Source organism: Nocardioides okcheonensis, assembly GCF_020991065.1.
GTDB classification, from domain to species: domain Bacteria; phylum Actinomycetota; class Actinomycetes; order Propionibacteriales; family Nocardioidaceae; genus Nocardioides; species Nocardioides okcheonensis.
In genome coordinates this window covers 3318400-3341799 of record NZ_CP087710.1, presented here as the reverse complement: position 1 = coordinate 3341799, position 23400 = coordinate 3318400, and the positions used below count along the sequence as shown (strand labels likewise).

The 23400-nt window shown below is 72.5% G+C and carries 24 protein-coding genes and 1 tRNA gene; 13 read left to right on the top strand and 12 right to left on the bottom strand.

Annotated elements, in window-relative coordinates; translation table 11 throughout:
* Positions 1-5 precede the first annotated feature (5 nt).
* Positions 6-1241: a homogentisate 1,2-dioxygenase gene (locus LN652_RS16350; protein ID WP_230441663.1), complete on the bottom strand. Its 1236-nt coding sequence runs from the start codon at positions 1239-1241 to the stop codon at positions 6-8.
* A gap of 65 nt (positions 1242-1306) precedes the next feature.
* Here LN652_RS16350 and LN652_RS16345 point away from each other — a divergent pair, with 65 nt between their 5' ends.
* The 4 genes from LN652_RS16345 to LN652_RS16330 are packed head-to-tail and all read left to right on the top strand — an operon-like array spanning position 1307 to position 5013.
* Positions 1307-2143, top strand: a complete 837-nt coding sequence (locus LN652_RS16345) for a hypothetical protein (protein WP_230441662.1) — start codon at positions 1307-1309, stop codon at positions 2141-2143.
* The gene (gene fahA, locus LN652_RS16340) at positions 2140-3372 is read left to right on the top strand and encodes a fumarylacetoacetase (RefSeq protein WP_230441661.1); all 1233 of its coding nucleotides are present in this window, start codon (positions 2140-2142) and stop codon (positions 3370-3372) included. Before LN652_RS16345 ends, fahA begins: the two co-directional genes overlap by 4 nt.
* Positions 3373-3394: 22 nt before the next feature.
* Positions 3395-4303: a phosphodiesterase gene (locus LN652_RS16335; protein WP_230441660.1), complete on the top strand. Its 909-nt coding sequence runs from the start codon at positions 3395-3397 to the stop codon at positions 4301-4303.
* Between the two features lie 29 nt (positions 4304-4332).
* Positions 4333-5013 carry a histidine phosphatase family protein gene (locus LN652_RS16330; RefSeq protein WP_230441659.1) on the top strand — a complete coding sequence of 227 codons (681 nt, stop codon included), beginning with the start codon at positions 4333-4335 and terminating at the stop codon, positions 5011-5013.
* Positions 5014-5154: 141 nt separating this feature from the next.
* Here the strand turns inward: LN652_RS16330 and LN652_RS16325 are convergent, their stop codons facing one another.
* The 4 genes from LN652_RS16325 to LN652_RS16310 form a co-directional block, all read right to left on the bottom strand.
* The gene (locus LN652_RS16325; RefSeq protein ID WP_230441658.1) at positions 5155-6495 is read right to left on the bottom strand and encodes an MFS transporter; all 1341 of its coding nucleotides are present in this window, start codon (positions 6493-6495) and stop codon (positions 5155-5157) included.
* Positions 6492-7442: a carbohydrate kinase family protein gene (locus LN652_RS16320; protein WP_230441657.1), complete on the bottom strand. Its 951-nt coding sequence runs from the start codon at positions 7440-7442 to the stop codon at positions 6492-6494. Before LN652_RS16320 ends, LN652_RS16325 begins: the two co-directional genes overlap by 4 nt.
* A 7-nt stretch (positions 7443-7449) precedes the next feature.
* Positions 7450-8691 carry an AGE family epimerase/isomerase gene (locus LN652_RS16315; RefSeq protein WP_230441656.1) on the bottom strand — a complete coding sequence of 414 codons (1242 nt, stop codon included), beginning with the start codon at positions 8689-8691 and terminating at the stop codon, positions 7450-7452.
* A gap of 95 nt (positions 8692-8786) precedes the next feature.
* Positions 8787-8868 (bottom strand) — tRNA-Tyr (locus tag LN652_RS16310).
* A gap of 85 nt (positions 8869-8953) precedes the next feature.
* On the opposite strand from LN652_RS16310, the gene LN652_RS16305 reads away from it, so the two are divergent.
* Positions 8954-9445 (top strand): YajQ family cyclic di-GMP-binding protein, encoded by a 492-nt coding sequence (locus tag LN652_RS16305; RefSeq protein ID WP_230441655.1) that lies wholly within the window; start codon positions 8954-8956, stop codon positions 9443-9445.
* A 42-nt stretch (positions 9446-9487) separates the two neighbouring features.
* Here the strand turns inward: LN652_RS16305 and LN652_RS16300 are convergent, their stop codons facing one another.
* The 5 genes from LN652_RS16300 to LN652_RS16280 are packed head-to-tail and all read right to left on the bottom strand — an operon-like array spanning position 9488 to position 13923.
* Positions 9488-10132: a cobalamin B12-binding domain-containing protein gene (locus LN652_RS16300; protein ID WP_230441654.1), complete on the bottom strand. Its 645-nt coding sequence runs from the start codon at positions 10130-10132 to the stop codon at positions 9488-9490.
* Positions 10133-10191: 59 nt separating this feature from the next.
* On the bottom strand, positions 10192-11169 hold the full coding sequence (locus LN652_RS16295) for a sulfate/molybdate ABC transporter ATP-binding protein (RefSeq protein ID WP_230441653.1): 978 nt from the start codon (positions 11167-11169) through the stop codon (positions 10192-10194).
* 27 nt (positions 11170-11196) lie between these two features.
* Positions 11197-12006, bottom strand: coding sequence for a sulfate ABC transporter permease subunit (locus LN652_RS16290; RefSeq protein ID WP_230441652.1), 810 nt, complete (start codon positions 12004-12006; stop codon positions 11197-11199).
* Positions 11999-12871 (bottom strand): sulfate ABC transporter permease subunit CysT, encoded by an 873-nt coding sequence (gene cysT, locus LN652_RS16285; RefSeq protein ID WP_230441651.1) that lies wholly within the window; start codon positions 12869-12871, stop codon positions 11999-12001. Before cysT ends, LN652_RS16290 begins: the two co-directional genes overlap by 8 nt.
* Positions 12871-13923, bottom strand: coding sequence for a sulfate ABC transporter substrate-binding protein (locus tag LN652_RS16280; protein ID WP_230441650.1), 1053 nt, complete (start codon positions 13921-13923; stop codon positions 12871-12873). The genes cysT and LN652_RS16280 overlap by 1 nt, the downstream gene beginning before the upstream one ends.
* 191 nt (positions 13924-14114) lie before the next feature.
* Here LN652_RS16280 and LN652_RS16275 point away from each other — a divergent pair, with 191 nt between their 5' ends.
* Both LN652_RS16275 and LN652_RS16270 read left to right on the top strand, forming a co-directional pair.
* On the top strand, positions 14115-16040 hold the full coding sequence (locus tag LN652_RS16275) for a 2-oxoacid:acceptor oxidoreductase subunit alpha (protein WP_230441649.1): 1926 nt from the start codon (positions 14115-14117) through the stop codon (positions 16038-16040).
* Positions 16040-17176 carry a 2-oxoacid:ferredoxin oxidoreductase subunit beta gene (locus LN652_RS16270; RefSeq protein WP_230441648.1) on the top strand — a complete coding sequence of 379 codons (1137 nt, stop codon included), beginning with the start codon at positions 16040-16042 and terminating at the stop codon, positions 17174-17176. Before LN652_RS16275 ends, LN652_RS16270 begins: the two co-directional genes overlap by 1 nt.
* 30 nt (positions 17177-17206) lie before the next feature.
* Here the strand turns inward: LN652_RS16270 and LN652_RS16265 are convergent, their stop codons facing one another.
* Complete coding sequence (locus LN652_RS16265; protein ID WP_230441647.1) at positions 17207-17605, bottom strand: hypothetical protein; 399 nt, start codon at positions 17603-17605, stop codon at positions 17207-17209.
* 104 nt (positions 17606-17709) lie between these two features.
* On the opposite strand from LN652_RS16265, the gene rarD reads away from it, so the two are divergent.
* The 4 genes from rarD to LN652_RS16245 all read left to right on the top strand — a co-directional run bounded on the left by rarD (position 17710) and on the right by LN652_RS16245 (position 21765).
* Positions 17710-18618, top strand: a complete 909-nt coding sequence (gene rarD, locus LN652_RS16260) for an EamA family transporter RarD (protein ID WP_230441646.1) — start codon at positions 17710-17712, stop codon at positions 18616-18618.
* Between the two features lie 60 nt (positions 18619-18678).
* Positions 18679-19308 (top strand): DUF6461 domain-containing protein, encoded by a 630-nt coding sequence (locus LN652_RS16255; protein ID WP_230441645.1) that lies wholly within the window; start codon positions 18679-18681, stop codon positions 19306-19308.
* 106 nt (positions 19309-19414) lie between these two features.
* Positions 19415-20986: an HNH endonuclease signature motif containing protein gene (locus tag LN652_RS16250; RefSeq protein ID WP_230441644.1), complete on the top strand. Its 1572-nt coding sequence runs from the start codon at positions 19415-19417 to the stop codon at positions 20984-20986.
* Positions 20987-21222: 236 nt separating this feature from the next.
* Entirely contained in the window at positions 21223-21765 is a 543-nt protein-coding gene (locus tag LN652_RS16245) for a hypothetical protein (RefSeq protein WP_230441643.1), read from the top strand.
* On the opposite strand, the gene LN652_RS16240 is transcribed toward LN652_RS16245, so the two are convergent.
* Positions 21762-22286: an AAA family ATPase gene (locus tag LN652_RS16240; protein WP_230441642.1), complete on the bottom strand. Its 525-nt coding sequence runs from the start codon at positions 22284-22286 to the stop codon at positions 21762-21764. The two genes, LN652_RS16245 and LN652_RS16240, sit on opposite strands and share 4 nt — an antisense overlap.
* Before the next feature lie 69 nt (positions 22287-22355).
* Here LN652_RS16240 and LN652_RS16235 point away from each other — a divergent pair, with 69 nt between their 5' ends.
* Both LN652_RS16235 and LN652_RS16230 read left to right on the top strand, forming a co-directional pair.
* The gene (locus LN652_RS16235; RefSeq protein ID WP_230441641.1) at positions 22356-22868 is read left to right on the top strand and encodes a GNAT family N-acetyltransferase; all 513 of its coding nucleotides are present in this window, start codon (positions 22356-22358) and stop codon (positions 22866-22868) included.
* Positions 22861-23394, top strand: a complete 534-nt coding sequence (locus LN652_RS16230) for a GNAT family N-acetyltransferase (RefSeq protein ID WP_230441640.1) — start codon at positions 22861-22863, stop codon at positions 23392-23394. The genes LN652_RS16235 and LN652_RS16230 overlap by 8 nt, the downstream gene beginning before the upstream one ends.
* The last annotated feature ends 6 nt before the right edge of the window (positions 23395-23400 follow it).

Below are 23400 nucleotides of genomic sequence, written 5' to 3'. Positions count from 1 at the left end.
GAGGGTCAGGAGTTGCTGTAGACCGCCGGCCCGCCGTCGCCGCCGGCGGAGTCGGGACCGCGGCCCGCCCAGGTCCAGGCGTAGGCCGGGTCCTCGACCGCGCGGCCGCCCTCACCGAGCTCGAGCGGGGCGAAGGTGTCGACCATGACGGCCGACTCCTCGAAGTACTGCACCCCCAGCGACGCCTCGATCGCGCTCGGCTGCGGGCCGTGGGCGTGGCCGCCCGGGTGCAGGCTGATCGACCCGATGCCGATGCCGGAGCCCTTGCGGGCCTCGTAGTCGCCGCCGACGTAGAACATGACCTCGTCGGAGTCGACGTTGGAGTGGTAGTACGGCACCGGGATGGCGAGGTCGTGGTAGTCGACCTTGCGGGGCAGGAAGTTGCAGATCACGAAGTTCCAGCCCTCGAAGACCTGGTGGACCGGCGGCGGCTGGTGGACCTTGCCGGTGATCGGCATGTAGTCCTCGATGTTGAACGTGTACGGGTAGAGGCAGCCGTCCCACCCGACCACGTCGAAGGGGTGCGTGGCGTAGGTGAACCGGGTGCCGACGACGCCGGCGCTGGTGCGGTGCTTGACCAGCACCTCGACGTCGGTGCCCTCCGCCTCGAACGTCTCGCTCGGCCCGTGCAGGTCGCGCTCGCAGTAGGGAGCGTGCTCGAGCAGCTGGCCGAAGCGGGAGAGGTAGCGCTTGGGCGGGTGGATGTGGGAGTTGGCCTCGATCGCGTAGAGCCGCGACGGCTCGGCCGGAACCCAGCGGTGGTCGGTGGCGCGCGGCACCACGACGTAGTCACCGGCGCGGTAGGGCACCACGCCGAAGACGGTCTCGACGGTGCCGGAGCCCGACTCGACGAAGACGCACTCGTCGCCGATCGCGTTGCGGTAGAGCGGGGACGCCTCGGTGCCGGTCACGACGTAGGCGATCCGGACGTCGTTGTTGCCGAGCACGAGCCGGCGTCCCTCGACCGGGCACGACCCGCGGCCCTCCCCCGGGAAGGGCAGGTCGTGCAGCTTGAGGTGGCGGGGCTTGAGCGGGTGGTTGGGCGTGCGCGACTGGTCGGGCAGCTCCCAGACCTGGCTGTCGACGATCGCGCTCGGGACGCCGCGGCGGTAGAGCAGCGAGGAGTCCGAGGAGAAGCCCTCCTCGCCCATCAGCTCCTCGCGGAAGAGGTGGCCGTCGTCGTCGCGCAGCTGGGTGTGACGCTGCCGCGGCAGCCGTCCGAGTGCTCGGTAGTGGGCCATGGATCCGCTCCGTCCGTCCGATCATCGGACGTTTCCGTCCGCTATCTGGTGGCTAGAGTAGCCCCGTGACCCCCGATCCCGCACCCCTCGTGACCGACCCCTGGCGCGGCCTGGTCGACGACGCCGCGATCTTCCCGCCCGGCGACGCGCCGCTGCACGACGCGACCGCGGCCCACGCCGCCCGCGCCGGGGAGTGGTGGGCCGACCTGGTCGGCACCTTCGTGCTCCGCGACACCGACCTGCCCCTGGTCCGCGGGTTCGGGGCGCCGCTGTCGGTCGTGGTGACCGGAGGCGCCGGACAGCTCGCCGGACCGCTCGGTGCCGCGGCCCGCCTCGGCCTCGACGTCGCCGCGGTGGAGATCGCGCTGCGCGACCCCGACGACCTGGTCGGCAACGTGCGCCGCGTCGACGCCGCCGCGCGCGCCGCGGAGATCGACGTACCGCTGTTCATCGAGGTCCCCGGGCCCGCGACCCCCGCCTGGCTGGCCGCCGCCGACGAGGTGGCCGCGCTCGGCCACCGGCTCAAGCTCAGGCTGGGCAACGTCGACCACGACCTCGTGCCCGACGCCGCCACGGTCGCCACCTGGGTGGACGCGGCGCTCGACCGGGAGACACCCTTCAAGGCGACCGCCGGCCTGCACCGCGCCGTACGCCACGACCCCGAGGGCGGCGGCGCGCACGGCTTCCTCAACCTGCTGGCCGCGACCCAGCTGCTCTGGGACGGTGGGTCCGTGGCCGACGCGACCGACGTGCTCGAGCAGCGCGACGGCGCCGCGCTGGCCGCCACCGACCTGTCGTCGGCCCGCCGCTGGATGACCTCCTTCGGCTCGTGCTCGGTCATCGAGCCGCGCGACGACCTGATCGCCCTCGGACTCCTCACCGACCCCACGGAGCAGCCATGAGCACCCCGCCCCTCCCCCACCGGCCCACCTGGGTCGAGTCGGCTGCCGGCTCCGGCTTCGACGTCGACCACCTGCCCTACGGCGTGTTCGCCCGATCCGGCGAGCGCCCCCGCGTCGCGGTCCGGATCGGCGACCAGGTGCTCGACCTGAGCGTCGTCGCCGCGGCCGACATGGTCGACACCCACGCGCTCTTCGACCAGCCGACGCTCAACCCGTTCATGGCGGCCGGACCCGCCGTGTGGGACTCGACCCGCGCGTGGATCAGCGGCCTGCTGACCGACCAGACCGAGCGCGACCTCGTCGAGCCGGCGCTCGCCCCGGTCGACTCGGTGACGATGCGGATGCCCTTCGAGGTCGGCGACTACGTCGACTTCTACGCCTCCGAGCACCACGCGTCCAACGTCGGACGGATGTTCCGTCCCGACGCCGAGCCGCTGCTGCCGAACTGGAAGAACCTGCCCGTCGGCTACCACGGACGCTCCGGCACGGTCGTCGTCTCCGGCACCGACGTGGTGCGCCCCTGCGGCCAGCGCAAGGCACCCACCGACGACCTCCCGACCTACGGCCCCTCGCAGCGCCTCGACATCGAGGCCGAGCTCGGCTTCGTCGTCGGCGTGCCGTCGGCCATGGGCGAGCGGGTCGCGACCGCCGACTTCGCGCGGCACACCTTCGGCGTCGTCGGGCTCAACGACTGGTCGGCCCGCGACGTCCAGGCGTGGGAGTACGTCCCGCTCGGCCCGTTCCTCGGCAAGTCGTTCGCGACGTCGATCAGCGCGTGGGTCACCCCGCTGGCGGCGCTCGCGGCCGCCTGGACCGACCTGCCCGGCCAGGACGACCCGCCGGTGCTCGACTACCTCCGCGTCGAGGGCCCGGCCGGCCTCGACATCGACGTCGAGGTGGTCCTCGACGGCGAGGTCGTCGCCCGACCGCCCTACCGGACGATGTACTGGTCGCCGGCCCAGATGCTGGCGCACACCACCGTCAACGGCGCGAGCCTGCGCACCGGCGACCTGTGGGGCTCGGGCACCGTCTCCGGCCCCGAGCGCGACCAGCGCGGCTCGCTGCTCGAGCTCAGCTGGGGCGGCAAGGAGCCGTTCACGGCCGCGGGGCGCGAGCGCACCTTCCTCGAGGACGGCGACGAGGTGACCCTGCGCTACTCCGCGCCGGGCGCCCTCGGCGGCCGGATCACCCTCGGCGAGGTCACCGGGCGGGTGCTGCCCGCCCGCTGACCCGGGCCCTAGGCTGGCCGGCGTGAGACAGCTCGGCCAGTACGCCCCTCCGCGCCACGTCGTCGCGCACCTCTCCGACCCGCACCTCCTCGGCGGCGGCGAGCTGCACTACGGCGTCGTCGACAACACCGCCCACCTGCGGCGCGCGCTCGAGCGGCTCGCGGCCGTCCGCCCGGCGCCCCAGGTCATCGTCTTCACCGGAGATCTCGCCGACCGCGCCGAGCCGGAGGCGTACGCCACCCTCCGCTCCGTCGTCGAGCCGGCCGCGGCCCAGATGGGCGCCACCGTCGTGTGGACGATGGGCAACCACGACGAGCGCGAGCCGTTCGCACGGGCGCTCTTCGACTCCGACGACGACGGCTGCCAGGACCGGGTCCACGACGTCGACGGGCTGCGGGTCGTGGCGCTCGACACGAGCGTCCCGGGCTACCACCACGGCGAGCTGACGCCCGACCAGCTGGCCTGGCTGGCCGACGTCCTCGCGACGCCCGCCGAGCACGGCACCCTGCTGGCGATGCACCACCCGCCGCTGCCGGTGCCGATGCTCCGCGCCGCCGAGCTGATCGAGCTGCGCGACCAGCAGTCGCTGGCCGACGTCGTCGCCGGCACCGACGTCCGCGGCATCCTCGCCGGGCACCTGCACCTGACGACCTGGTCCACCTTCGCCGGCGTCCCGGTCTCGGTCGCCTCGGCGAGCTGCTACACGATCGACCCGGCGCCGGTCGACCGCTTCGTCTCCGGCGTCGACGCCGGGCGGTCGTTCACGATGATCCACGCCTACGAGGACCGGCTGGTGCACACCCTGGTCCCGCTCGAGCGCGGCACCGAGGTCAGCGGCCTCGGCACCGACATCGAGGAGGGCCTCGAGACGATCCCGCTCGAGCAGGCGATCGAGCTCGCCTCGTCCAAGACCTCGCAGTTCAACTCCTGATCCCCGATCCACCCGAGGAGACCCCCGCAGTGCGACTGCTGCTCATGCGCCACGGCCAGACCCACGGCAACGTGTCGGGCGAGCTCGACACCGCCCACCCAGGGCTCGACCTGACCGACCTCGGACGCGCCCAGGCCGAGGCGGCCGCGACGGCGCTGGCCGACGAGCGGATCGACGCGGTCTACGTCTCGAGCCGGGTGCGTACGCACCAGACCGCCGCGCCCACCGCGCTCGCGCGCGGCCTGCGGCCGGTCGAGCTCGACGGCCTCGAGGAGGTCCAGGCGGGCGACTTCGAGATGCGCAAGGACCACGACGCCGTCGCCGGCTACATCGAGACCGTGGCGGCCTGGCTCGAGGGCGACCTCGAGCGCCGGATGCCCGGGAGCGAGACGGGCGCGGAGTTCCTCGCCCGCTTCGACGCGGCCGTGCGCACCATCGCGGACGCGGGCCACTCGTGCGCCCTCGTCGTCAGCCACGGGGCCGCGCTGCGGACGTGGGTCTCGACCCGGATGACCCCGCACCCCGACGCTCCCCCGGCCACCCAGCCGCTGCACAACACCGCGCTGGTCGTCCTCGACGGCGACCCGGACACCGGCTGGGAGATGGTGTCGTGGCAGGGACACCCGGTCGGCGGCGACCTGCTCGAGGACCCCACGGCCGAGGACCCCACCGGCGACCTCGACGCCGACGGGGACGGCGAGGTCGGCTGACCGGCCGGGTCCCTCGCTCGGAGCGGTGTCCCACCGACATTCCGGGCCGGAGAAACGTGGCTCAGCCACCGCTCCCGACGCCCGCATCCCGGTGGACCGGACGAGCCCTCACCGCAGCACGTCATGGCCCGCCGAGGCGGCCTACACGCCCTCGGTGCCGATCCCGGGGTGGACGAAGGGCTGCCCGGCGCGCATCTGCTCGATCGAGCCCGGGTGGACCCGGTCGAGGTGGGCGAGGCCGCGGCGGCGGTAGCGCAGGATCTGCCAGATGCCGAAGGCCCAGAAGAGGTACTGCACCGACAGCGCGAGCTTGAAGTCGCCGAGGTCGTAGGCGTCCATGCCGCCGGGCTGGGCGAGGTCGAGCACGACGCCGATCAGCGCCATGGTCAGCAGCGAGGCGGTGAAGCCGCCGACGTTGACAAGCCCGTTGGCGCGGCCGATCGCGTGGGCCGGGGTGAAGGAGCGCGCGAGGTCGAAGGCGACCATCGACGCCGGACCGCCGCTCGCGGTGGCGAAGGCCATCACCACGACGAGCCACACCGGCGCGGCACCCGGCCACAGCAGCACGGCCGTCCACGGCACCACCATCGCCAGCACGACGCCGATCACGATGAACGAGCGGTAGTAGGGCAGCCGCGCGACGAGCCGGGCCAGCACGAGGCCGCTCACGACCGCCCACGCGGTCATCGCCATCAGCAGCGTGCTCGCCTCGCCGGTCGTCCAGCCGAGTCCCTGCACGAGGAACGGGTAGCCCCACAGCAGCGTGAAGACGGTCGCGCCGAACTGCGAGGTGAAGTGCGACCACATCCCGAGCCGGGTGCCGGGGTTGCCCCAGACGGTGCGCACGGACTCGGCGAGGGCGCGGAGCTTGACCGCCACGACCTCGTCGCGGCGGTAGGGCGAGTCCTTGACGAGCAGCACGACCGCCACCAGCAGCACCACGCCGACGCTGGAGGTGAGCGCGAAGGCGCGGGTCCACCCGAGCTGGTGGAGCAGGAACGACAGCGGCCCGGCCGCGACGATCGCGCCGAGCTGGCCGGTGAGCCCGGTGAGCTGGGTGACCAGCGGCGCCTGGCGGACCAGGAACCACACGGTGACCAGCCGGATCACGCTCACGAAGATCATCGCGTCGCCCGCACCCACCAGCGCCCGCGCGGCCACGGCCGTCGCGAACGAGCCGGCGAAGGCGAAGGCGAGCTGGCCGACGGTCATCAGCGCCAGCCCGGACAGCAGCATCACCCGGGAGCCGAAGCGGTCGAGGAGGACCCCGACCGGCACCTGCATGCCGGCGTAGACGACGAGCTGGAGCACGGTGAACGTCGCCAGGCTGGTCGCGTTGATGCCGAACCGGTCGGCGGCGATGATGCCGGCGACGCCGAGCGAGCTGCGGTGGAAGACCGCGAGGACGTAGACCGCGAGCGCGACGACCCAGATCACCCAGGCCCGACGCTTCCCGATGTCGTGGACCTGCTCCGGATTCACTCCTGGTCCGCCCCGGGGCCGAGGGCCGCGGTCAGCTCGGCGCGCGACGGCGGGTCGGCGCCGGGGCGCGAGACGTTGATCGCGGCGCCGACGGCGGCGGCCATCACCGCGCCGAGGACGTCGCGGTCGGACAGCCCGCGCAGGACGGACGCGCCGTCCGCCCCGCGTACGCCGAGGGCGAGGAGGGCGTCGACCAGCACGCCGCTGAAGGTGTCACCGGCGCCCACCGTGTCGGCGACCGCGACCGGCACGCCGGGCACCTCGAGCACGGTCCCGTCGGGGCGCACGGCCACCGCGCCGTCGCCACCGCGGGTGACGACCACGAGGCCGGGGCCCTGTGTGGCCCAGCGGGTCGCGACGGCGACGTGGTCGTCGTCGGGGTGGAGCCAGGCGAGGTCCTCGTCGCTGACCTTGACCACGTCGGAGAGGCCGACCAGCTCCTCGACCCGCGCCACGACCGGCGCGCGGTCGGGCGTCAGGGCGGGGCGGGCGTTGGGGTCGAGGGAGACGACCGCGCGGCCGCGGTGGGCCCGGACCGCGGCGAGCACGGCGTCGGCGCCCGGCGCGAGCACGGTCGCGACGGAGCCGACGTGGAGCACGTCGTGCTCGTCGTCGGGCGCCGACGCGAGGTCCCACTCGAGGTCGAAGACATAGCTGGCGGCGCCGTGCTCGTCGAGGGTGACCGTGGCGCTGGACGTACGCCCGCCCGCCGGGGCGTACGCCTCGACCACGACGCCGCTGCGCTCGAGCCAGGCCCGCACCTGGCGGCCGCGGTCGTCGTCGGCGAGGACGGTGACCAGCCGGACGTCGCGCTCGAGCCGGGCGAGGGCGATCGCGACGTTGGCAGGGCTGCCGCCCGGCAGGTCGCGCGGGGTCCCGGTGTCGTCGGGCACCACGTCGACGAGCGCCTCGCCGACGACCAGGACGCGGGGCTGCTCGTCGGTCATGGGGACATCATGCCGCCGGCGGGCCGCCGAGGCACCGGGCGGTCCCCGCCGCGAGACCCGGGGCGAGCGGGAGCCGGGGAAGGAGCGTGGCCTGGACCGCGTGGTAGAGGTCGGGCTTGCCGGGCCAGACGGTCGCGGCGGGCCGGTTGTGCGGGTCCAGCTCGTGGTGCCACGAGCCGCGCTCGACGTCGCGGACGTGCGCGTCGACGTAGGCCCACCACGCGGCGTACCGGTCGGCGTACGCCGTCTCGCCGGTGCGGCGGTGCAGGGCGGCCGCGGCGCCGATCGCCTCGGCGGCGACCCAGTGGAAGCGCTGGCGCACGACCGGCGTGCCCGCCCAGTCGGTCGTGTAGACGAAGCCCGGTGCGCCGTCGGCCGCCCAGCCGTCGGCGACCGCGCGGTCGAAGAGCAGCCGCGAGGTGTCCAGCAGGCCGGAGGGGGCGTCCGCGCCGAGCGTGGCCTCGACGTGGAGCAGCAGCCGCGACCACTCGAGGGCGTGCCCGACGGTCGCGCCGAACGGCTTGAACGGGTCGTCCGGGCGCTCGCGGTTGAGCTCGAGGTCGGGGGTCCAGTCGGGGCCGAAGTGCTCGGGGAGGCGCCCGTCGTAGGCCGCCGCGAGGTCGACGGCCAGGCCCGAGAGCCGCGCCGCCCGCTCGTGCCAGGCACGGTCGCCGGTCGCGTCGCCGACCGCGAGCATCGCCTCGACGGAGTGCATGGCGGCGTTGAGCCCGCGGTAGTCGTCGGGCGCGGTCCAGGCCCGGTCCCACGCGTCGACGACCCGCCCGGTCGCGTCGTCCCAGAACTGCCGCTCGAACACCTCGGCGGCCTCGTCGAGCAGGTCCTCGCCACCGGGGACGCCGGCGGTGGCCGCGGTGGCGCCGGCGAGCGCGACGAACGCGTGGGCGTAGCACTCCTTGGCGGTCTCCGCCGGGCTCCCGTCGGGGGCGACGGACCCGAACCAGCCACCGTGCTCGGGGTCACGCAGCGTCGTGCGCAACCCGTCGAGGGCCGCGGTCGCGACCTCGCGGCTGCCGTCGACGCCGAGCAGGGCACCGAGGCCGTAGACGTGGACCGTCCGGGCCGTGATCCAGGTGTGCACCGGCCGGGCGAGGTCGGGGGTGCCGTCGTCACCGAGCCAGGCGGCCCCGCCGAGCGGGTGGACGACGCGGCGTCCGGTGGCCCCGAAGGACAGCAGGCGACGCGTCTCGGCGTCGAGCCAGGCGTCGTCGGGCGGTGGGGTGGCGTCCATCCGGGCAGTCAAGCAGCCCGGCGCCGGACGCACGACCCCGGACGCAGCAGGACCCCCGTCGCACGACGGGGGTCCTGGTGCCTGGATGTCTCCAGTGGCAGGTAGAGGATTCGAACCTCTGTAGGCAATGCCGGCTGATTTACAGTCAGCTCCCTTTGGCCGCTCGGGCAACCTGCCGGGGCGTGCGGAAGAATAGCAAGGCACGGACTTCACCACGAATCGCCGGGGCACCCTCGGGAGGCCCCTCAAGGAGGCAACACAGATGGCTGACTCGAGCTTCGACATCGTGAGCAAGCTGGACCGCCAGGAGGTCGACAACGCCCTGAGCCAGGCCGCCCGCGAGATCGCGACCCGCTTCGACTTCAAGGGCACCGGGGCGAGCATCGAGTGGAAGGGCGAGAAGGCGATCGAGATCACCGCCTCCGCCGACGACCGCGCGAGCGCGGTGCTCAGCGTCTTCCAGGACAAGCTCATCAAGCGCAACCAGAGCCTGAAGATCCTCGACGCGTCCGAGCCGCGCCAGTCGGGCCAGGTGTCCAAGATCGACATCGCGCTCAAGGAGGGCATCACCTCCGAGGACGCCAAGAAGATCTCCAAGCTGATCCGCGACGAGGGCCCCAAGGGCGTCAAGGCGCAGGTGCAGGGCGAGGAGCTGCGGGTGTCGTCGAAGAAGCGCGACGACCTCCAGGCCGTGCAGCAGCTGGTGAAGTCGCAGGACTACGACTTCGCGGTGCAGTTCACCAACTACCGCTGAGCAGCACCGCCCACGCGCGACGCCGACCCGGCGCCGCGGTCGTCACCTGGCGAGGACCGTCGTCAGGAAGGACACCGCGGCGACCGGGTCGTGCGGCATCAGGTGGGCGTTCAGCCCCTCGGCCACGCCCTGGGTGGCGCCGCGACCGGCGACGAAGACCGGGTGCTCGACCGCGAGCCGGGAGATGGCGGTGGCCTCCGCGGTGAGCGCGGTGTCGCGGGTCGCTGCGAGCACGACGGCGTCGGCCTGCGAGGCCCGGGCGGCCGCGACGATCGCGGGCATCGGGGTGTCGGCGCCGAGGTAGCGGGTCCGGGCACCGCTCTCCCCCAGCAGCAGCGAGAAGCTGAGCAGGACCAGGTCGTGGCGCTCCCCCGGCGGGCAGGCCAGCAGCACCACGGGGCCGTCCGCCACGGCACCGTCGTCGCCCGGCCGACCGCCGAAGGCCCAGAGCCAGCGGCGCAGCAGGTTGCTGACGAAGTGCTCGTGGGCGACCGACAGCCGGCCCTGCTCCCAGCGGTCGCCGAGCTCGCCGAGGAACGGCAGGACCACCTGGGTGATCGCGTCGGCGAGCGAACGCTGCCAGAGCAGGTCGGCGAGCGTGGTGTCGGCGACCTCACCGTCGTAGGTCTCGACTGCGGCCCAGAGCCGCTCGGTGGCGGCGCTCAGCGGGGTGGGAGCGATGGTCACCGGCAAACCCTAGTGGGCGCCGCCCGGCGGACGGCACCCACTTCCGGATGGGACGCCGCTCACCCGACGGCGCGCATCGACGGCACGACGGCGGCCCCGGGCGCCGGGGTGATCCAGACGGTGCTGCCCTCCGCCAGGTCGAGTGCGCGCGCCTCGGCGCGCGACAGGACCACGCTGACGTCGTCGCCGGCGACGGTGAGGACGTGGAGGCGGACCTCGAAGCCGACCTTGAGCAGCCGCGAGACGGTGCCCTCGGTGGAGCCGGCCAGGACCGGGCTGGTCGACACGTCGATGTCGTGGGGACGCAGCGAGACGCCGCCGAGCTGGGTCACGTCGCCCAGGAAGGACATCACGAAGTCGTTGGCGGGCGCCTCGTAGAGCTCGTCGGGGGTGCCGACCTGCTCGACGCGGCCCTCGTTGATGACCACGATCTCGTCGGCGACCTCCATCGCCTCCTCCTGGTCGTGGGTGACGAAGACGGTCGTCACGTGCACCTCGTCGTGCAGGCGCCGCAGCCAGTCGCGCAGCTCCTTGCGGACCTTGGCGTCGAGCGCGCCGAACGGCTCGTCGAGCAGGAGCACGCTCGGCTCCACGGCCAGCGCGCGGGCGAGCGCCATGCGCTGGCGCTGACCGCCCGAGAGCTGCGACGGCATCCGGTGGCCGAACTGCGAGAGGTGCACGAGCTTGAGCAGCTCGTCGACCCGCTCGACGACCTGGGCCTTCGGCTTCTTGCGGATCTCGAGGCCGAAGGCGACGTTCTTCGCCACCGTCATGTGCTTGAAGACCGCGTAGTGCTGGAAGACGAAGCCGACGTTGCGCTTCTGGGGCGGCAGGTGGGTCGCCTCCGTGCCCTCGATGGTCACCGTGCCGGAGTCCGCCTTCTCCAGTCCGGCGATGATCCGCAGGAGGGTGGACTTGCCGCCGCCGCTCGGGCCGAGGAGGGCGGTCAGCTGACCGGTCGGGATGGTGACGTTCACGTCGTCGAGCGCGACGAAGTCGCCGAACTTCTTGTTCAGCCCGGACACGTGGATGCTCATGGGGTTGCCTTTCGTGGTGCGAGGTGCTCAGTCATGAGCCTTGGGACGGAGGAACGCGACGACGATCAGGCTGGCGACGCACACCATCACCAGCAGGAAGGCGATGGCGTACGCCTCGCCCTGCGCGAAGTTCTGGTAGCTCTTCTCGACCGCGAGCGTCGCCGTCTGGGTCCGGCCGGCGACGTTGTCGGAGACGACCTTGACCGCGCCGAACTCGCCGACCGAGCGGGCCAGGCTGAGCACGACGCCGTAGACGACCGCCCACTTGATGCTGGGCAGGGTGATCCGCCAGAACGTCTGCGGGCCGTTGGCGCCGAGGCTGCGCGCCGCCTGCTCCTGGTCGTCGCCGATCTCGTGGAGCACCGGGACGACCTCGCGGATCACGAGCGGGAGGGCGACGAAGCAGGTCGCCATCACCAGTCCCGGCGTGGCGAAGATGATCGCGATGCCACGCTCGTCCAGGCCGGGACCGAGCCAGCCGTCGCGGGTGTTGTAGACGAGCACCAGCGCCAGGCCGACGACGACCGGCGACACCGAGAGCGGCACGTCCACGAGCGCCGAGAGGGCCCGCTTGCCGGGGAACTCGTAGCGCACCAGCAGCAGGGAGATCGTCACGCCGAAGACGAGGTTGATCAGCACGGCGGCCAGCGCGATCTTGCCGGTCAGGGCAAGGGCGGCGACCACGTCCTCGTCGCCGAGGGCGTCGGTGAGGTTGGTCAGGCCGCCGTCGAACGTGCGCTGCACGAGCAGCCCCACCGGCCAGGCGACCAGGAAGAACACGTAGCCGACCGCGACCAGGCGCAGCAGCCACCGGACGATCGGTGAGGGCTTAACCACGGCGGGCCACCCTTCGCTGGAGGAGGTCGAGGGCGACGATCACGACGAGGGCCACGAAGAGCATGACCGATGCGAGCGCCGCCGCGGAGGAGTAGTTGCCGTTCTCGATGAAGGACAGCACCCGGACCGAGACGACCTCGGTCTGGTTGGGCCGGTTGCCGCTCAGCAGGACCAGCGAGCCGTACTCGGAGATCGCCCGCGCGAAGCTGAGCGCGGCGCCCGACGCGATCGCGGGGAACAGGCTGGGCAGGACGATCCGGCGCACGATGGTGGCGCGGCTCGCGCCCAGGGAGGCGGCCGCCTGCTCGGCGTCGGTGTCGAGCTCCTCGAGCACCGGCTGCACGGTCCGCACGATGAACGGCAGCGTGACGAAGGCGAGCGCGAGGGTCACCGCGTTGGGGGTGAACGCCCACTCGACGCCGATCGGGCTGTTCGGGCCGTAGAGGCCCAGCAGGACCAGGCCGGCGACGACGGTCGGCAGGGCGAAGGGGACGTCGATGATGACGTTGAGGAGCTTCTGCCCCCAGAACCGGTCACGGACGAGGACCCAGGCGATCACCGTCCCCACCACGACGTTGATGAGCGTGACGACCAGCGACTGGGTGACGGTGAGCTGGACGGCGTTCCAGGTCTGCGGGTTCTGCAGCACCGTGAAGTACTGGCTCCAGCCGCCCGCCGCGGCGCGCGCGACGATGGCCGAGAGCGGCAGCAGCACGAGCAGGCTGAACCAGATCATCGCCACGCCGAGGCCGAGCCCGGCGCCCGGGGTGAGCGTGCTCCGGGGGGTCGTGCGCCGGGTCCGGCCTCCCTGGGGGGAGGCCGGACCGGCGTTGTCGATCGTCGCCCCGGACAGGGCGGCTGACATCAGCTCTCGCCCTCCTTGCCGGTCTCCTGCTGGAGCTCGGTGATGATGCCCAGCGGGTCACCCTCCTCGCCGGTGCCGAAGAACTTCGGCGCGGCCTCGGCCCAGCCACCGAAGTTGTCGTCGATGGTGTAGAGCGTGCCGGGGGTCGGGAACGGGTCGCTCGGGTCGTTGGCGCCCTCGATCTCGGGGATCTCCACGCCGTCGACCACCGGGCGGAAGCCGAAGGACGCGTAGTCGGCCTGCGCCTCGGGGCCGGTGAGGAAGGTGAGGAAGTCCGACGCCTCCTGCGGGGCGTCCGTGGTCACCGCGGCCGGGTTCTCGATGAGCAGGGTGTCGTCGGGGACGACGTAGTCGAGGTCGGCGCCGTTCTGCTTGGCGAGGATCGCCTCGTTCTCGTAGGAGAGGAGGACGTCGCCCGACCCGTCGGTGAAGGCGGTGGTCGCCTCGCGGCCGCTGGCCGGCAGGGCGATGATGTTGCCGAGCAGCGAGGTGATGAAGTCGCGGCCGGCCTTCTCGTCGTCCTGGCCGCCGGTGGCGTGGGCCCACGCGGCGAGGATGTTCCAGCGGGCGGAGCCCGAGGAGCCCGGGTTGGGCGTGATGACCTCGACGCCCGGCTTCACCAGGTCGTCCCAGGTCTGGATGTTCTCGGGGTTGCCCTTGCGGACCACGAACACCACGACCGAGGAGGTGGCGATGCCGTTGGTCTCGTTGTCCTTCCAGTCGTCCGCGACGAGGCCGGCGTCGACCAGGCGGGTCACGTCGGTCTCGAGGGAGTAGTGGACGACGTCCGCGGCCGAGCCGTCGGCCACCGCGCGGCTCTGGTCACCCGAGGCGCCGTAGGACGGCTCGAACTCGACGCCGTCGCCCTCGGACGTGGCCTGGAAGTCCTCGAAGATGCCCTCGTTGGCCGCCTCGAGGATCGAGAACCCGCTCAGGCGGAGGGCGCTGTCGTCGCTGCCGCTGCCGCCGCCCGACCCGTCCGAGGAGCAGGAGGAGAGGGCCAGTGACGCGACCAGGACGGCCGCGAGAGCGGCACGTGAACGGATCTGCATGAGGGGTACTCGTCTTTCTCGATCGGTGAGCAATGTCGAGAAAGATACATGACTTTATTGACCGTGGTGGCATTGTCTGGACAAGTGGCGCGTCGGGGTCGCATGACCCGTGTCACACGTCACGCGGAGGGCCCGTCCCACTTCGCAGGCACGGCCGGTCGGCGCGGGCCCGGCGGCTATCGTTGACGCTTGTGGTAGCCCCCGAGAAGCAGGTCAAGCAGCTCGACCGCGTCATCATCCGGTTCGCGGGAGACTCCGGCGACGGCATGCAGCTGACCGGAGACAGATTCACCCAGGAGACGGCCGCGTTCGGCAACGACCTGGTCACCCTGCCGAACTTCCCGGCCGAGATCCGGGCGCCCCAGGGCACCCTCCCGGGCGTCTCGTCGTTCCAGGTCCACTTCGCCGACCACGACATCCTCACCGCGGGCGACGCGCCCGACGTGCTGGTCGCGATGAACCCGGCGGCGCTGCGCGCCAACCTCGGCGACCTCCACAAGGGCGCCACGATCATCGTCGACACCCACGACTTCACCGCGCGCAACCTGGCCAAGGCCGGCTACGTCGAGAACCCGCTCGACAACGACTCCCTCGCCGACTACGCGCTGCACACTGTCGACCTCACCGGCATGACGGTGGAGGCGGTCAAGGAGTTCGGCCTCTCGCGCAAGGACGCCTCGCGCGCGAAGAACATGTTCGCCCTCGGCCTGCTGTCGTGGATGTACGGCCGCCCGACCGACCCGACGACGACGTTCCTCGCCAAGCGCTTCGCCAAGGTGCCCGACATCCGCGACGCCAACATCACGGCGTTCAAGTCGGGCTGGAACTTCGGCGAGACGACCGAGGCCTTCGCGGTCCAGTACGAGGTCAAGCCGGCCACGCTGCCGCCCGGCACCTACCGCAACATCACCGGCAACCTCGCCCTGGCGTACGGCCTGGTCGCGGGCGGCGTGCAGTCCGGCCTGCCGGTGTTCCTCGGGACGTACCCGATCACCCCGGCCTCCGACATCCTCCACGAGCTCAGCAAGCACAAGTCCTTCGGCGTCACGACCTTCCAGGCCGAGGACGAGATCGCCGGCGTCGGTGCCGCGATCGGCGCCTCCTACGCCGGCCACCTCGGCGTGACCTCGACCTCGGGCCCCGGCGTGGCGCTGAAGTCCGAGGCGATCGGCCTGGCCGTCATGACCGAGCTGCCGCTCGTCGTCGTCGACGTCCAGCGCGGCGGTCCGTCGACCGGCCTGCCCACCAAGACCGAGCAGGCCGACCTGCTGCAGGCGATGTTCGGGCGCAACGGCGAGGCGCCGGTCCCGGTCGTGGCGCCCCAGTCGCCCGGCGACTGCTTCGCGGCCGCGGTCGAGGCGACCCGGATCGCGGTCACCTACCGCACCCCGGTGCTGCTGCTCTCCGACGGCTACCTCGCCAACGGCTCCGAGCCGTGGCGGGTCCCGACGGTCGAGGAGCTGCCCGTGATCGACCCCGCCTTCGCCACCGAGAAGAACCACGGCTCGGGCGACGAGGCGGAGTTCTGGCCCTACCTGCGCGACGAGGCCACCCTGGCCCGGCCGTGGGCGATCCCCGGCACGCCGGGCCTCGAGCACCGCATCGGTGGCCTCGAGAAGGGCGACGGCCACGGCAACATCTCCTACGACCCGGCCAACCACGACTTCATGGTCCGCACCCGCCAGGCCAAGGTCGACCGGATCGCCGACTCCATCCCGCCGCTCGAGGTCGACGACCCGTCGGGCCGGGCGAAGGTCCTGGTGATCGGCTGGGGCTCGACCTACGGCCCGATCGGTGCGGGCGTACGCCGCGTGCGCAAGGCCGGCCACGACGTCGCGCAGGCCCACCTGCGCCACCTCAACCCGTTCCCGTCCAACCTCGGCGAGGTGCTGAAGGGCTACGACAGGGTGCTGGTGCCCGAGATGAACCTCGGCCAGCTCTCGCTGCTGCTCCGCGCGAAGTACCTCGTCGACGCCGTCGGCTACAACCACGTCCGCGGCCTTCCCCTCAAGGCCACCGAGCTCGCCCACGCGATCGCGGAGCTGGTCGGCCAGGCCGAGGGCATCGACATCGACCTCGGCGTGTGGGGCGAGCCCACCCAGAAGGAGCACATCTGATGAGCACCTCCCCCCTGACCGGCACCCCTGTCGCGCTGGGCCTCCCCGGCCTCCGCACCGGCACCGAGCTCGTCCCGACCACCGACGAGAAGCAGACCGGCAAGGACTTCACCTCCGACCAGGAGGTGCGCTGGTGCCCCGGCTGCGGCGACTACGCCGTGCTCAAGGCGGTCCAGTCGTTCCTGCCCGACCTCGGGCTGCGCCGGGAGAACATCGTGTTCGTCTCCGGCATCGGCTGCTCCTCGCGCTTCCCCTACTACCTCGACACCTACGGCATGCACTCGATCCACGGGCGCGCCCCGTCGATCGCCACCGGCATCGCCACGGCCCGCGAGGACCTGTCGGTCTGGGTGGTCACCGGTGACGGCGACGCGCTGTCGATCGGCGGCAACCACCTGATCCACGCGCTGCGCCGCAACGTCAACATGACGATCCTGCTGTTCAACAACCGGATCTACGGGCTGACCAAGGGGCAGTACTCCCCGACGTCCGAGACCGGCAAGGTCACCAAGTCGACCCCGATGGGATCGATCGACCACCCGTTCAACCCGGTCTCGCTGGCGCTCGGCGCCGAGGGCACCTTCGTGGCCCGGACCATCGACTCGGACCGCAAGCACCTCACGTCGGTGCTCGCCGCGGCCGCCGCCCACCGCGGCACCTCGCTGGTCGAGATCTACCAGAACTGCCCGATCTTCAACGACGGCGCGTTCGACGCGATCAAGTCGCCCGAGACCAAGGCCGACGCGATCATCCCGCTCGTCCACGGCGAGCCGGTCACCTTCGGCGCGACGCTCGAGGACGGTCGCGGCGCGAAGGCGCTGGTGCGCGACACCGTCGGCGGCGGCGTGAAGGTCGTCGCGACCACCGACGTCGACGCGTCGGACGTCCTGGTCCACGACGCCCACAACCCCGACCCGACGACGGCGTTCGCGATCTCGCGCCTCACCGACTCGGGCTACCTCAACACCTCGCCGATCGGCATCTTCCGCCAGGTCGAGCGCGCGACGTACGACGACGGCGCGCGCGAGCAGGTCGCGGCCGCGTCCCAGGGCGTCGGGGGCGGGAACGACGCCGCCGACCAGTCCGCACGGCTGGCGGCGCTGATCGGCGGCGGTGACACCTGGACGATCGTCTGACCGAGGGTCAGACGGGTCGGGCGGGTCGGGTCAGTCGAAGTAGAGCGTCCAGACCTTGCCCTTGGTGTTGGCGTAGCCGTTGGAGCCGTCGACCTTCGAGCGCCACTTCCAGCGGCCCTTCGCGGGCGCGAAGAGTCGGGTCTTGAAGGTGCCCGACGCGTCGGTCTTCACCTTCTTCACGACCTTCCACTTGCAGGACCCGCACGCCTTCTTGAGGATCTTCACCTTCTGCTTGGCGTAGGGCAGCACCGTGCCGTCGGCCTGCGGCTCGCTGATCGTGCCCTTGAGCTTGAAGGCGTTGTAGGTGACCTGCTTGGGCGGCTTCTCGTCGATGACGCGCTTGACCCCAGAGCCGGCGCTGGCGCCGGTGCTGAGCGCACCCATGACGAGAACGGCGGCGACGAGCGCTGCCAGGACGGCGCGGAACATCCGCATGATGGAACTCCCCCTCGAGAGACAGTGACGAATGACCCGGGGTCCCAACCCCAGGACGCCCCCCATCGTAGGGGAAACGGCGCACCTAGACTTCGCGAGTGCCAGACTCCCGACGCGGACTGCTCCTGGGCGCGTCGGCGTACACGCTCTGGGGTGTCTTCCCCCTCTACTGGACCGTGCTCGAGCCCGCCGGCGCCGTCGAGCTCCTGGCGCACCGCATCGTGTGGTCGGTCCTGACGATGGTGCTGGTCCTCGTCCTGTGGCGACGGGTGGACGCCTTCCGCGCGCTCCTGCGCGACCGGCGCAAGGTGCTGCTGCTCGCGGCCGCCGCGGTGGTCATCACGATCAACTGGGGCGGCTACATCTGGGGCGTCAACAACGACCGCGTCGTGGAGACGTCGCTCGGCTACTTCATCAACCCGCTCGTGACGGTGCTGATGGGGGTGCTGGTGCTGGGCGAGCGGCTGCGGCGGCTGCAGTGGGTCGCGATGGGGGTGGCCCTCGTCGCCGTGGTGCTGCTGGCCGTCGACTACGGCCGTCCGCCGTGGGTGGCGCTGGTGCTGGCCTTCTCCTTCGGCACCTACGGGCTGCTGAAGAAGCAGGCCGCGGTCGAGGCGGTGGAGTCGATCACCCTCGAGACGCTGGTGATGGCGCCCGTCGCGCTGGCCTACGTCGCATTGCTGGCCGAGACGGGGCGGTCCAACTTCGGCTCCCACGGCCTCGGGCACGCGCTGCTGATCACCACCACCGGCATCATCACCGCCGTCCCGCTCATGCTCTTCGGTGCCGCGGCCATCCGGGTGTCGATGGTGTCGCTCGGGCTGCTGCAGTACCTCGCGCCGACCATCCAGTTCGTGCTCGGCCTGGTCGTCTTCCACGAGGACATGCCCGCCAGCCGCTGGATCGGCTTCTCGCTCGTCTGGGTCGCGCTCGTCGTCTTCACCGTCGAGGCGCTCAACCACCGCCGCCGCCAGCTGCGGCTGGTCGCGCGCGCCAGCGCGGTCTGACCCGGACCTCTCTGGCCGAACCCGCGTCCCGAGCCGACCCCCGGACCTAGGCTCTCCGCCATGGGAGACCTGGTCGCGCACTACGAGGCGCTGTTGGACGAAGTCGACTCGACCTTCCTCACGGACGGCGGCACGGTGCTGGTGGCCAGCGGCGCCACCGTCCCCGAGGTGGTCGAGGCGCTCGGCGGCGTGGGCATCGAGGACGTCCCGGCGCACGAGCTCGACCCGGAGCAGTTCGCGTGGAGCGCGTACCTGCTGACCGAGGTCGAGGGCGGCGTGCTCGCGACCGAGGACACCGGTTACGCGGACCCGCCGACCGCGGTGCTGGTCGCCCTGTCGCGTGACGGCCGCGCGGCCGCCGTCGTGCGCGACAACATCCAGGCCCACCAGCGCTTCGGGTGCGCGCGCGACGGCGTGCTGCTCTTCGACGAGCACGAGTACGTCTACCTCGACGACCGCTCCCGCGTGCCCGCCGAGCTGCGCGAGCTCTTCGACCGGGCCTGGGTCGACCTCGACGACGATGCGGCGGTCGACGACGGCGCCGAGGACGGCACGGCCGTGGGGATGGCGATGGCCGAGGTCGTCACCGGCCTGCACCTGGTCGCGGACGACGCTCGCCGGCTCGCCTCCGACGACGCCACCGTCGTCCTCGTGCGCGTCCTGCAGTACGCCGACGAGCTCGAGGGCTGACGCGGGTCGCCGGTCGGCCGGTCGGCCGGTCGTCCGGTCGTCCGGTCGTCCACAGCGTGCTCATCGGCCTGCTCGGCTGTCGGTGCCCGCCGCTAGAATCGAACACATGAGCGAGGCGCTGGCAGCACCCGAGGGACAGGTCGCAGACGACGACCTGGACGCCTCCGCGCTGCTCGCCTCGATCCGCGACTCACGCCAGCACGAGCATGCCGAAGCGGCCCGGCAGCTCCGTCTCGCTGCCCGGTGGGCCGACCTCCACCCGCCCGAGTCGGTCCACCACGCCGCGACCTTCACCAGCCGCGGCGCCGGCACCGAGCAGGAGGAGCCCATCGCCGGTGACGGCTGCCCGCTGGTCGCGGAGTTCTGCATCCCCGAGCTCGGCGCCGTCCTCGGCATCTCGACGGTGGCGGCCAAGAAGCTCGTCGGGCACTCGCTCGAGCTGCGCCACCGTCTCCCCCGCCTCTGGGACCAGGTCCACGCCGGACGCGTCCCCGCCTGGCGGGCGCGTGCCGTGGCCGAGACCACCATCCACGCCGTGCCCGCTCTCACCCCGGATGCGGCCGGCTGGATCGACGACCAGGTCGCCGCGGTCGCCGGACGTGTGGGTGCCGCGCAGCTCGACCGGCTCGTCGCCGAGGCCGTCACGCGCTACGGCCTCTCCACCGATCCGCGCCCGGACGACGAGGCAGGCGAGGACCACCGGGACTTCGAGGACGACCGCTACCTCGGCACCGACCCTCGCCACGTCACCTTCGACTCCCGCCACCTCCACTACGACGGTGTCATGCGGATGGAGGCCGAGCTCGACCTCGCCGACGCCTACGACCTCGACTCCGCGATCCAGCACGGCGCCGACGTGTTCAAGGCGCTGGGCTCGACCGCGTCACTGGGTGCCCGACGAGCCGCCGCCCTCGGCGACCTCGCCCGCACCCAGACCGCCCTCGACCTCCACACCCAGAACCAGCCGACCCAGAGCCAGCCGACCCAGAGCCAGCCGACCCAGAGCCAGCCGACCCAGAGCCAGCCGACCCCGCCCGAGCCGTCCGACACTTCTGAGCCGACCGAGCCGTCCCAGCCGACGGGCGACGACCTCCCCGCCGCCCGCGAGGTCGTGCTCCACGTCCACCTCGACGCCACCCTCCTCACCGACGACACCGACGACACCGGTCACGTCGTCGAGACCGTGTTCGGCCCGACCGGACGACTCGAGAAGGGTCAACGGCTCGTCCTGCTCGACCAGGTCAGGACCTGGTGCACCACCTCACGCACCAAGGTCACCCTCCGCCCCGTCATCGACCTCAACGCCGAGCTCACCAGCCCCGGCTACCCGATCCCCGACCGCCTCCGCGACCACGTCATCCTCCGCGACCGCACCTGCGTGTTCCCCTGGTGCACCCGCCCCGCCCGCGGCTGCGACATCGACCACATCACCCCCTACGACCACCGTGCCGCCACCGAGGGACGACCCCAACCCGGACCGACGGCCACCTCCAACCTCGCCGCCCTGTGCCGGTCCCACCACCGCCTCAAGACCCACACCCTCTGGCGCTACCAGCAGACCAGCCCCGGCGTCTTCACCTGGACCAGCCCCCACGGCCACCACTACCTCCGCGACCACCACGGCACCACCGCCCTCGACCCACCTGACAGACCCGGCGCAGCGCCAGAGCGACCATGACCCCGCCCCACACCCCGTCACCCACCCGGTGACGGGGCCAGAGGCGTGTTCCGGGGGCTTCGGATGTTTCGCGGCACGCTCCTGCGGAAGGAGTACTCCGTGGCTCGCTCGTGCGCGAGTCCGTGACGTCGAGGAGACCCGTGAGGACCGAGAACCACGCCTTCGTGGACGGTGACGCCGGGCGTTGCGGCGCCATCCTCCGTCACGTGGGGCCCCGGAGCCTCCGGACGCGCACCGTGTTCAGGACGGGCGACGACGCCCCGGTCTACCTGGTGGACCACGTCGTGCACCACGACGGCGACGTCCGCGCGTGGACCGGATTCACCTACGACTCCCCCACGTCCGGCATCCGGCGCGTCGGGACGCGCGGAACGGACGGCACCGTGCACGTCGACGGCAGGCCGCACCCGCACCTGTCGGGTGCCATCGGCGGCTACGGAGAGCACCTGGTCCTGGCGCAGATGCTCGGCGAGCAGCAGGACGCGACGTCCTGGCTCCAGTTCGACGAGAGCGAGCCGGAGGCTGCCGCGCAGCGAGCCATCCTGCGCCGGGAGGGGCTGGAGACCACGACCCTGCTGGACGGCTCCACCGTGTCGGCCGAGCGCGTGCAGCTTGCCGTGGACGGACGCGCGAGCAACGCGCACTGGTGCGTCGACGGCGTGGTGGTGAAGTCCGACTGGTGCGGCGCCCACTCGTACCTGTCCCACGACCTCGACGCACTCCGCGCCGGGCTCGACCCCGGGGTGGCAGCGCGGATCGAGGAGTTCGCGGCCCGCTAGCCCACGACGACGCCGAGACGGGTGGCCGCTGCACGGACCTGCGCCGCCACGTCGTCCGCGTCGACCTCGCGGTCCGTCCGGACCGTGACGAGCTCGCCGACCCCCAGCGGGCCCGGTGACAGCCGGTCCGCCTCCGTGAGGGAGGCCAGGTGGTCGGTCGGAGTACGCAGGTCGTCGAGGTGCCCCGGATGGCGCCGCCGTCCGGCGAAGCGCCCGGCCGCCACCTCGACCGGGCAGGCGCAGTGCACCTCGACCAGGTGATCGGCCGCAGCGCAGAGCCGGTCGGCCGCTCCTGGGTGCCACCAGCTGACGAGCACCGCGAGGCGGGCGTCCGACGCGAGGCGGAACAGCACCTCGTCGCTCGCACGGCTCAGCCGTCGTCGGTCCTCCGGGCCGGCGCAGCCGAGCGAGTCGAAGAGCCCCTCGAGGATCTCGTCCTTGTCGAGCAGCGGCACCCCGAGCCGACCTGCGAGGGCGCGCCCGAGGGTCGACTTCCCGCTTGCCGGGAGACCGGAGACCACGATCAGGAGCCGCGCGACCGCACCCCCATCCTGTCAGCCCCGGCCCCACCCGCGCGGTAGACATGGAGCGTGACGGGGCTGACGGTGGTCGACGAGGCGACGGGTGCGGACGGTGCCGAGGTGTGGTCGGTCTACGACCCGGTCTTCGGCGACCAGCCGGACGAGGCGACCTGGCGCGAGGCCGTGTGGGAGCGCCACACCGCGCGGGAGGGCTTCCGGCTAGCACGGGCGTACGCCGACGGCCGGGCGGTCGGGTTCGCCTACGGCTACACCGGGCGCTCCGGCCAGTGGTGGACCGACCGGGTCCGCCAGACACTCCCGCCCGAGGTCGCGGCCGCCTGGCTGGACGGCCACTTCGAGGTGGTCAGCGTCGGCGTCCTCGCCGAGGCCCGCGGCCGCGGCACCGGCCGCGCCCTGCTGCGGGCGCTGCTCGCCGACCTCCCCCACGACCGGCTCCTGCTGATGACCACCGCCGACGCCGACGATCCCGCACGGCGGCTCTACGCAGCAGAGGGCTGGGAGGTCGTCGGTCCGGGCACCAGCGACGCGACCGTCGTGATGGGACGGCTGACCGGTGCGTGAGGCCGGCACCCGACCTCCTGCCGCTGAGCACCTCGACGGCGGCGCCGGCTGCGCGCTCCGTCCGGCCCGAGACGAGGACGCCGAGATGCTGACCCGGTGGCTGGCCCACCCCGCCGTGCACCGCGGCTGGGGCGGTCGGCCGCTCGGCCTCGCCGAGGTCCGGGCGAAGTACACCGGGCGCCGCGCGCCTGCCGTCCTGTCCTGGATCATCGTGCGGGACGGCGCGCCGTGCGGCTATGTCCAGGCCTGGCGCGGACCCGACCGCCACGGGCTCGACATGTTCGTCTCCGCCGGCGCCCAGGGTCGTGGCACCGGGAGGAGAGCCGCTGCCCTGCTCGCCCGACACCTCGACCGTCACGGCTGGCGCCCCCTCACGGTCGACCCGGCGGCCGACGACCCCGCCGCCTTCGCGATGTGGACCGCAGCCGGGTTCGTCCGATCCCGGGATCGCGACGTCGGTCCCCCGGACGACGCGCCCGCGCGCCTGCTCCTGGCCTGGCCGGACTGCTCGGCAGAGCTGCCCTAGCCGACG